This window comes from Mucilaginibacter sp., from assembly GCF_036383575.1.
Lineage (GTDB): Bacteria > Bacteroidota > Bacteroidia > Sphingobacteriales > Sphingobacteriaceae > Mucilaginibacter.
The window spans coordinates 1-8,170 of record NZ_DASVOB010000809.1; the positions used below are offsets into that span (position 1 = coordinate 1).

Annotated in this window: 9 protein-coding genes; 6 read left to right on the forward strand and 3 right to left on the reverse strand. The window is 42.7% G+C overall.

Going from position 1 to position 8,170, the window contains the following annotated elements; translation table 11 throughout:
- From VF500_RS28755 to VF500_RS28765, 3 genes are all read left to right on the forward strand, one after another.
- A partial coding sequence (locus VF500_RS28755) for a PD-(D/E)XK nuclease family protein (protein WP_330862950.1) occupies positions 1-419 on the forward strand: 419 nt, incomplete at its 5' end.
- Positions 420-518: 99 nt separating this feature from the next.
- Positions 519-1,061, forward strand: coding sequence for a transposase (locus VF500_RS28760; protein WP_330862951.1), 543 nt, complete (start codon positions 519-521; stop codon positions 1,059-1,061).
- 112 nt (positions 1,062-1,173) lie between these two features.
- Positions 1,174-2,520 (forward strand): M28 family peptidase, encoded by a 1,347-nt coding sequence (locus tag VF500_RS28765; RefSeq protein ID WP_330862952.1) that lies wholly within the window; start codon positions 1,174-1,176, stop codon positions 2,518-2,520.
- 125 nt (positions 2,521-2,645) lie between these two features.
- On the opposite strand, the gene VF500_RS28770 is transcribed toward VF500_RS28765, so the two are convergent.
- Genes VF500_RS28770 through VF500_RS28780 form a run of 3 tightly spaced genes read right to left on the reverse strand, consistent with a single transcriptional unit; the run spans position 2,646 to position 4,552 of the window.
- Entirely contained in the window at positions 2,646-3,446 is an 801-nt protein-coding gene (locus VF500_RS28770) for an ABC transporter permease (protein ID WP_330862953.1), read from the reverse strand.
- A 3-nt stretch (positions 3,447-3,449) separates the two neighbouring features.
- Positions 3,450-4,349: an ABC transporter ATP-binding protein gene (locus VF500_RS28775; protein ID WP_330862954.1), complete on the reverse strand. Its 900-nt coding sequence runs from the start codon at positions 4,347-4,349 to the stop codon at positions 3,450-3,452.
- A complete protein-coding gene (locus tag VF500_RS28780; protein WP_330862955.1) occupies positions 4,343-4,552 on the reverse strand; it encodes a hypothetical protein in 210 nt (69 codons plus the stop codon). The genes VF500_RS28775 and VF500_RS28780 overlap by 7 nt, the downstream gene beginning before the upstream one ends.
- A 370-nt stretch (positions 4,553-4,922) precedes the next feature.
- Between VF500_RS28780 and VF500_RS28785 the strand changes: the two genes are divergently transcribed.
- Genes VF500_RS28785 through VF500_RS28795 form a run of 3 tightly spaced genes read left to right on the forward strand, consistent with a single transcriptional unit; the run spans position 4,923 to position 7,994 of the window.
- Entirely contained in the window at positions 4,923-5,849 is a 927-nt protein-coding gene (locus VF500_RS28785) for a sensor histidine kinase (protein ID WP_330862956.1), read from the forward strand.
- A gap of 18 nt (positions 5,850-5,867) precedes the next feature.
- Positions 5,868-7,202: a DUF1080 domain-containing protein gene (locus tag VF500_RS28790; protein ID WP_330862957.1), complete on the forward strand. Its 1,335-nt coding sequence runs from the start codon at positions 5,868-5,870 to the stop codon at positions 7,200-7,202.
- A gap of 54 nt (positions 7,203-7,256) precedes the next feature.
- Complete coding sequence (locus VF500_RS28795) at positions 7,257-7,994, forward strand: LytR/AlgR family response regulator transcription factor (RefSeq protein ID WP_121223822.1); 738 nt, start codon at positions 7,257-7,259, stop codon at positions 7,992-7,994.
- The last annotated feature ends 176 nt before the right edge of the window (positions 7,995-8,170 follow it).

The following is an 8,170-nucleotide window of genomic DNA, read 5'->3' on the forward strand; positions in this document are numbered from 1 at the left end:
TTGACGGCAAGCAGGCCACCGTTGTGGATTACAAAACCGGTAAACTTAAAAACGCGAAAGATAAATTATTACGCCCAACCAACGATGCACCAAACGGCGGTGATTACTGGCGACAGGCAGTATTTTATAAAATATTAATAGACCATGACCGTACTACCGACTGGCAGGTGATCAGCACTGTTTTTGATTTCGTTGAACCAGTAAGCGACGGGGAATATCACCGCGAAAAGTTTGTGATAACGCCCGAAGATGTGGAAACGGTTACCGAACAGATCACGGATACATACACCCAGATCATGGCCCACAATTTCAGCACCGGCTGCGGCAAAAAAGAATGCGATTGGTGTCATTTTGTAAAAAGCAATTTTAAACAGGCCGATGAGATTTTAGGGATTGTTGCGGAGGAGGAAGGGGAATAAGATTCTTGTGTAGAGACGCATCACATGCGTCTCCCGCAGGACAAGCTACCGAAAATGCATAATTCAATAGACGCATGTGATGCGTCTCTACATTCAAAAATGGAAGATAAGTTTCAAAATAAATATCGAGTCTCCTCGCCCCGTTTGCAGGGATGGGATTATGGTTCGCATGCATTGTATTTTGTAACTATTTGCATCAAAGATCGATTGCCTGCCTTTGGTGAGATCTGGGAAAACGAGGCCAATGAAACTACTCTTTTAAAGCCCACTATGCTGGGAAATGCTGCCCATAATAACTGGTTACAAATACCTCATTTCCACCCTTACGTTGAATTGGATGAATTTGTAATAATGCCAGACCATTTGCATGGTATTCTTTTCTTTAATAAACCCGATAAAATTACATGGGAGCCTAACAAACCAGGAGGGCAACGTAATAATCTTGCGTCAGTAGTACGCGGTTATAAAGGATCGATTAAACAGTACGCTCAACAAAATAATATAGATTTTAATTGGCAACCAAGGTTTTATGACAGGGTCATCCGAAACGAAAAAGAATACGCAAATATCAAAGAGTACATTTCAAAAAATCCACGAAATTGGATTTTGAATAAAGATGGATTTGAAAATTTATATTTATAACCGGTTAACGTAGAGACGCATCACATGCGTCTCCCGCAGGACAAGCTACCGAAAATGCATAGTTCAATAGACGCATGTGATGCGTCTCTACATAAAACATCATCATCATTTTATGAAACACCTCATCCCCTTCATCCTCCTCATCCTAACCCTCCCGGCCACCGCCCAAACCATCGTAAAACAGGATGCGGGCATTAAACAAATGGTTGATGAGGTATCAGCAAAAAATATTGAAGCTACCATTCGCAAGCTGGTAAGCTTTAAAAGCAGGCATACGCTGAGCGATACTACCAGTAAAACCACAGGCAGCGGTGCGGCACGAAACTGGATCAAGGCTGAGATGGAGAAATATGCCGCAGAATCAAACGGACGAATGACCGTTCAGTTTGATACGTTCACCCAGCCCAAAAGTCAGCGTGTTGATAAACCTATCAAATTAAAAAATGTGCTGGCTATATTAAAAGGTACCGATCCGAATGATATCCGGGTGTACCTGGTTTCGGGGCATTACGATTCGCGCATTAATGACGTGATGGATGCAAACGGTGTTGAGCCGGGTGCCAATGATGATGCTTCTGGTACTGCGCTTTCTATGGAACTGGCCAGGGTGATGGCTAAAAGGCCGTTCCCGGCTACTATTATTTTCATGACTGTGGTGGGTGAAGAACAGGGTTTATACGGATCGGCCAATGTAGCCAAACGGGCTAAAGCCGAAAACTGGAATGTGGATGCTATGCTGAACAATGATATTGTAGGCAATACCTACGGCATGGAAACCGATTTGAAGGACAATCGCAGCGTGCGTGTTTTCAGCGATGGTGTACCTACGGCCGCTACGGATAAACAGGTAGCAACTTTGAAGTCATTAGGAGGCGAAAATGATAGTCCGTCGAGGCAGCTGGCGCGGTACACCAAAGAAATCGGGGAGCGCTATGTCGATCAATTGGATGTGAAGCTCATTTACCGGCGCGACCGTTACCTCCGCGGCGGCGACCATCTGCCATTTTTAGAGCAGGGCTTTACGGCAGTAAGGTTTACTGAAATGAACGAGAACTTTAATCGTCAGCATCAGAACATCCGTACCGAAAACGGTATTGAATACGGCGACCTGCCTGATTTTGTCGATTTTAATTATGTACAAAAAGTAGCCCGGATGAACCTTTCGGTATTGGCCAACCTTGCTTCGGCCCCTGCCGAGCCTCAAAACGTTGGTATAATAACAAGTGATCTAACCAACAAAACCAAACTGAAATGGGAAGCTCCGGCTACGGGTAAAAAACCAGCCGGTTATTATGTGCTAATGCGCGAAACCATCAGTCCTTATTGGGAAAAGAAGTTTTATGTTACGGATACCACAGCCACGTTGAATTATTCAAAGGATAATTATTTTTTCGCGGTGCAGTCGGTTGATGCGGAGGGACATGAGAGTTTACCGGTGTTTCCTAAGCCGGTGAGGTAGATAGTCAGAGATTGGAGGTTAGAGACTGGAGATTAGTTTTTTTACTCTTACACTTGCTTACAATATCCCCAAGAAAAAGTGCGGTTAACTAATCTCCAGTCTCTAACCTCTAATTACTAAATAACCTACTTCACACTCTTACGCTGCACAATAAAATACCCGGCAACAAATACAACCAGGGCAATAATAAGGCTCACAGATACATCTTTGGTAAAAACATCTATCTGTAACCTATTAGAGGGATCACCGTGATTATTTTTTAACATACTGCTGATAGCCTCCATGGGATGAGCATATGGATATAAATAACTATACTCCCAGCCTTTTGAGGCTGCCACCACACCTGCTATAGTACATATAAAACCAATCCCCATCGGCTTCAAAAAATCGGCCCAAAGTAAGCTGAGCAAAAACTGGATAGAGAGGATGCCTAATGATGATAAAAACAGCTTGAAATAGATCTGCGCCAGTTCACTTTCCATATGGAAGTTATCAAACCGAAGTTCGGGTTTAACTATGCTCAGCAAATTGCCAAAACCTATAGTGAACAGGACAAACAGGCTTAAACATAAAAACACAAGGAATACCGCATAAAAATATTTAGCTGCATAAACCGACCAGCGGGGAATAGGCAGGTTAAACAATGTTTTCCAGGTATCGGCCCGGTGTTCGATACTGTTTACCGAATAGGCAATAAAAATGATATACATCGGCAATATAAGCGAGCCCATAATGCCCAGAATAGCACCGGCAAATTGCAGCCAAAGCACCATCGGCGGCAATGAAACCAACCGTTCACTTTTTACATAAAAGCCGGTGAACAGCAAAACACCGATAAGCATTGGTAATATAATGGAAGCCCAAAAGCCCAGCGTTTTACGGCTTTTGTAAAACTCCGAACGGAATGACAGTATAAATCCTTTCATGGCTTAGGCGCTTTGGGTTATATCTAAAAATAATTTTTCGAGGTCTTTTTGTTGCTTGCTGATGCTATAAACCGTTTGCGCGTTTTTGTTAAGCAAGGCATTGATCTCGCCCATTTGTTGTTTGGAGATGTAGGGCACCAATAAATGATCGTCGGTTACTTCGGTAACATTAACGTGATTACGGGTTAGCAGGTTGGCGGCATCAACTGTATTCTCGGCTTCAACGCGTACAAGCGGTTTACTAATGGCCTGCAGATCGGCAATGCTGCCCTGAAAAAGCATAGCACCGTTGTTAATAATGCCTACATGGGTTGCCATCCGTTCTATTTCGGCCAACAGGTGGCTGGATATAAATACGGTTTTACCGTGTTGGGAAACCAATTTCTTCAATAACTCGCGCACCTCGATAATGCCGTTTGGATCGAGGCCGTTGGTGGGCTCATCTAAAATTAAAAGTTTGGGATCGGCCAGCAGGGCCAGCGCAATGCCGAGGCGTTGTTTCATCCCTAATGAATATTGCCCGGCTTTTTTATTGGCAGCGTTGCTTAGCTGCACCAGGTCAAGCATGTCTTCAACGCGCTTTGCAGGCACCTGTAGCAATAAGGCCCTGTTCAATAAGTTTTCCCTTCCGGTTAAATGCTGGTATAAAGCAGGCTGCTCAATAAGCGACCCTATTTGTGAAAGTATGCTGATGCGGTTTGTTTTGATATCCTGCTCAAAAATATTGATGTTACCTGCATCGGGTTTAAGCAGGTTGAGGAGGAGTTTGATGGTAGTGGTTTTCCCGGCACCATTGGGACCGAGAAAACCATATATGCTTCCTTCCGGAACTTGCAGCGCCAGTGATTTAACTACCTGCTGCTTACCAAAGGTGAAGGAAAGGCCTTCGGTACTGATTACCATATATTATTTTTTGCTATTGAGCAAACGGTTTTAACCATTACAAAACCTTTGTGAAACAATGAGGTAGCATGTACTGCTGTGCGGCCAATTATTGCTGTTTCCTTTTTTTGCTCGAACTGGTAAGTTACACCCAAAATAAGGGCAAACATTACCGGGATCAATAACATGATAAAAGGATTTGAATTTTTGATAAGCGTTTTCATTGTGAGTGGTGATTTTATACAACAAAGGAATATCAAAAAAATAACCTGCTAAAATCATTTAGACCAACACACTTTGTTTATAGATGAACGGTTTTCTACACCTTTTAACCGGTTCATCGATAATAAAAGCCAGTTCATCGAAGAAAAGGGCTGCTATATATAAATAACAGGCCGATATCATTATCAAAATATTAAATTAGATGCCACACCCATAAATAAAAAAGGGATTTAAAAACAGCGAATGGAGGCTTCATTACCATTACCGAAATCCAGAACAGGCATCAAAACTGCATGGATAATTTTTTGGCACCTCTTTTTTTGGGCGGCCATTATATCCTTTTTTGTTTTTTTGGCAAGGCTTAACGATGCAATGCTCAGTACCAAGGAGTTACTGGTAATCTTTCTGCTTTATCCTACCATTAACATCAGTCTGTTTTACCTTAACTACCTGGTTTACATACCTAATTTTTTGAATAAAAAACGCTATTGGGAATATGCTACGGTTGTATTGGTAAGCATAATAGTATATGGCATAGGTAAATACGGCGTTGGGCTTATATTTAAGGAGATTGTACTGGTTCATCAAAAGGGCCACGTAACCGGTTTCACTACCTATTTTTACAGCAGTATTTTTACCAGCCTGATATTTGTATTCCTGAGTACGGCGTTAAAATTCAGTACTGACTGGTTCCTGAATGAACGGATCCAGCGCGACCTGGAAAACCAGCGCCTCATCGCCGAGCTGGCTTTTCTGAAATCGCAGATCAACCCGCATTTTTTATTTAACTCTTTAAACAGCATTTATTCCCTTGCCTATCAGCGTTCTGAAACTACGCCTGAGGCTATTTTAAAGCTTTCGGAAATTATGCGGTACATGCTGTATGAGTGTAATGACAATAAAGTAGATCTTGATAAAGAACTTCAGTACCTGCAAAACTATATCGACCTGCAAAAGATCCGTTTTGGCAGCAAAGCTTTTATTGATTTTAAGGTAGATGGTAATATAACCGATCAAAAAATAGAGCCATTACTGCTGATCGCTTTTATTGAAAACGCTTTTAAGCATGGCGTTGCCAATGATATCAACTCGCCTATAAAACTACTTATTAACGTAGCGGACGGCAAACTGCATTTCTACATCCAAAACAAAAAGCATAACAATAACCGTGATGCAGTTGGGGGTATTGGGCTGATCAACGTACAGCGGCGACTCGACCTCCTTTACCCCAACAGGTATTCTTTAAACATTAGAGACGAAGAATATACCTACACCTGCGAATTATCAATAGATTTATAGTTATAACCCATTATAACCATGACCTATCTGAAAAAATTGCTCTCCGCCCTGTTTTTAGCAGCATTGGCCATTCCGGTATTTGCACAAACCGATCCTAAGGCAACCGAAGTTTGGGACCCGGAACCTGAATTGGTTTTACCAGGTGTTGGCAACAAAGCTCCATCTGACGCCATCATTTTGTTTGATGGCAAAAACCTGGATAAATGGACAGATCAGAAAGGTAACAAACCGGGTTGGATAGTAAAGGATGGCATTGTAACCGTTAAGCCCGGCAGCGGTTCCATCATCACAAAACAAAACTTTGCCGATTGCCAGCTGCATATTGAATGGCGCACCCCGGCCATTGTTAAAGGCGAAGGCCAGGAACGCGGCAATAGCGGAGTAATTATGCAAAGCCGCTACGAACTGCAGATCCTCGACAGCTATAAAAACCGAACCTACTCAAACGGGCAGGCCGGTTCCATTTACAAACAATATGTACCGCAAGTAAACGCCTCGCTTAAACCGGGCGAGTGGCAAAAGTATGATATCCTTTATACCGCTCCGCGTTTTAATATCGACAGTTCGGTTAAAACACCGGCCTATATAACAGTACTGCATAACGGCGTACTGGTACAAAACCATGTAGCTATAAAAGGCACGGTGGCGCATGTTGGTCAGCCTAAATATCAAAAACATGCCTTTGCGCTGCCGCTGTTATTACAGGAGCATGAGTTCCCGGTATCGTTCCGCAATATCTGGATCAGGGAACTTGGCGTGCAGAAACTGTTGAATGGTAAGGATAAAAAAGGCTGGTATACTTACCTGGATACCCTGGGCAAGGACAATGATATCCATAATAACTTCGCCATTGAAAACGGCATGGTGCATGTAATGGGCAAATACTTTGGCTATATGGCTACCCAAAAATCGTACGATAACTATTACCTTAAAGTGGTATTTAAATGGGGGACCAAACAATACCACCCGCGCGAAAAGGGAGCGCGCGACGCAGGTATTTTGTACCATTTTGGCGAGGGGGATAAAGATGTGGTATGGCCACGGTCGATAGAGTGCCAGATCCAGGAGGGCGACTGCGGGGATATTTGGTGCGTACAGCATACCAGCGTTGTTACGCCTAATAAATCGGCCATTGAGTGGGACCAGCAGCGTGTTTACCGCACCGCAAATTTTGAAAACCCGCGCGGCGAGTGGAACACCATCGAAATTATTTGCAACGGCAACCAGGTTGAGCATTATGTTAACGGGCATCGGGTAAACTGGGGAGTAGCATCGTTATCACATGGGCGCATCCTGTTACAATCGGAAGGGGCCGAGATCTGGTATAAATCGGTTGAATTGACACCGCTATAACAAAACAGCACATTAAAAAATTTAAGATATCCATTATTACATTATTTTTACGCTATGATCAGATGTTTGGTAGTTGACGATGAGCCTTTGGCGCTGCATATTTTGGAAGATTATATATCCAAGATGCCTTTTTTGCAATTGGTTAAAGCTACAACCAACCCTATCGAAGCGCTCACCATGGTACAGGCCGCCGAAGCCGACCTTGTATTTTTAGATGTGCAGATGCCTGAACTTACCGGCATCCAGTTTTTGAAAATAGCCAATGGCAAGGCCAAAGTTATTTTAACCACGGCGTACCCGCAATACGCGCTCGAAGGTTATGAGCTTGACGTAGTTGATTACCTGTTGAAGCCCATAGCGTTTGACCGTTTCTTTAAATCGGTACAAAAAGCTCAAAGCATTATCCAGCCGGTGGTAGCCAAACCACAGCAGGTAGTAGTACAGGCCGAACCTGTGCAACAAGATGATTTTTCGACCGATTTTATCTTTGTGAAAACCGAGCATAAAATCCAGAAGGTTTACCTGCATGATATCATGTTTATTGAAGGCTTAAAAGATTACATCAGTATTTTCACCTCTGCCGAGCGGATCATCACCTTACAAGGCATGAAAAAAATGGAAGATGCCTTACCCGAAAAGCATTTTGTGCGGGTACATAAATCATACATTGTAGCCCTCAATAAAATAGACAGCATCGAAAGAAGCCGCATCCAGATAGGCGACAAGATCATTCCCGTAGGCGATACCTATCGCGACGAGTTTTTTAGGATGATCGAGAATAAGAATATTTAGGGGTTAACGTTCATTCGCAAATAATACCAATACTTATAAAAATATGTCATTGCCTTTAGATTAGCTTCAACAAAATAATAGAGGTTGTTATTATTGTTGAAGCTTTCTTTTTGCTTCTTTTTCTTTGTTAATAACCTTGATTTTTGTGGAAAAAGTTAACAACGGTAAGGGTGCGT

What these genes read in the sequence shown, in the direction of transcription:
- VF500_RS28785 (WP_330862956.1), top strand. Translation starts at nt 4,923, where the DNA reads ATGCTCAGTACCAAGGAGTTACTGGTAATCTTTCTGCTTTATCCTACC.
- VF500_RS28760 (WP_330862951.1), top strand. Translation starts at nt 519, where the DNA reads ATGGAAGATAAGTTTCAAAATAAATATCGAGTCTCCTCGCCCCGTTTG.
- VF500_RS28790 (WP_330862957.1), top strand. Translation starts at nt 5,868, where the DNA reads ATGACCTATCTGAAAAAATTGCTCTCCGCCCTGTTTTTAGCAGCATTG.
- VF500_RS28795 (WP_121223822.1), top strand. Translation starts at nt 7,257, where the DNA reads ATGATCAGATGTTTGGTAGTTGACGATGAGCCTTTGGCGCTGCATATT.
- VF500_RS28780 (WP_330862955.1), bottom strand. Translation starts at nt 4,552, where the DNA reads ATGAAAACGCTTATCAAAAATTCAAATCCTTTTATCATGTTATTGATC.
- VF500_RS28770 (WP_330862953.1), bottom strand. Translation starts at nt 3,446, where the DNA reads ATGAAAGGATTTATACTGTCATTCCGTTCGGAGTTTTACAAAAGCCGT.
- VF500_RS28765 (WP_330862952.1), top strand. Translation starts at nt 1,174, where the DNA reads ATGAAACACCTCATCCCCTTCATCCTCCTCATCCTAACCCTCCCGGCC.
- VF500_RS28775 (WP_330862954.1), bottom strand. Translation starts at nt 4,349, where the DNA reads ATGGTAATCAGTACCGAAGGCCTTTCCTTCACCTTTGGTAAGCAGCAG.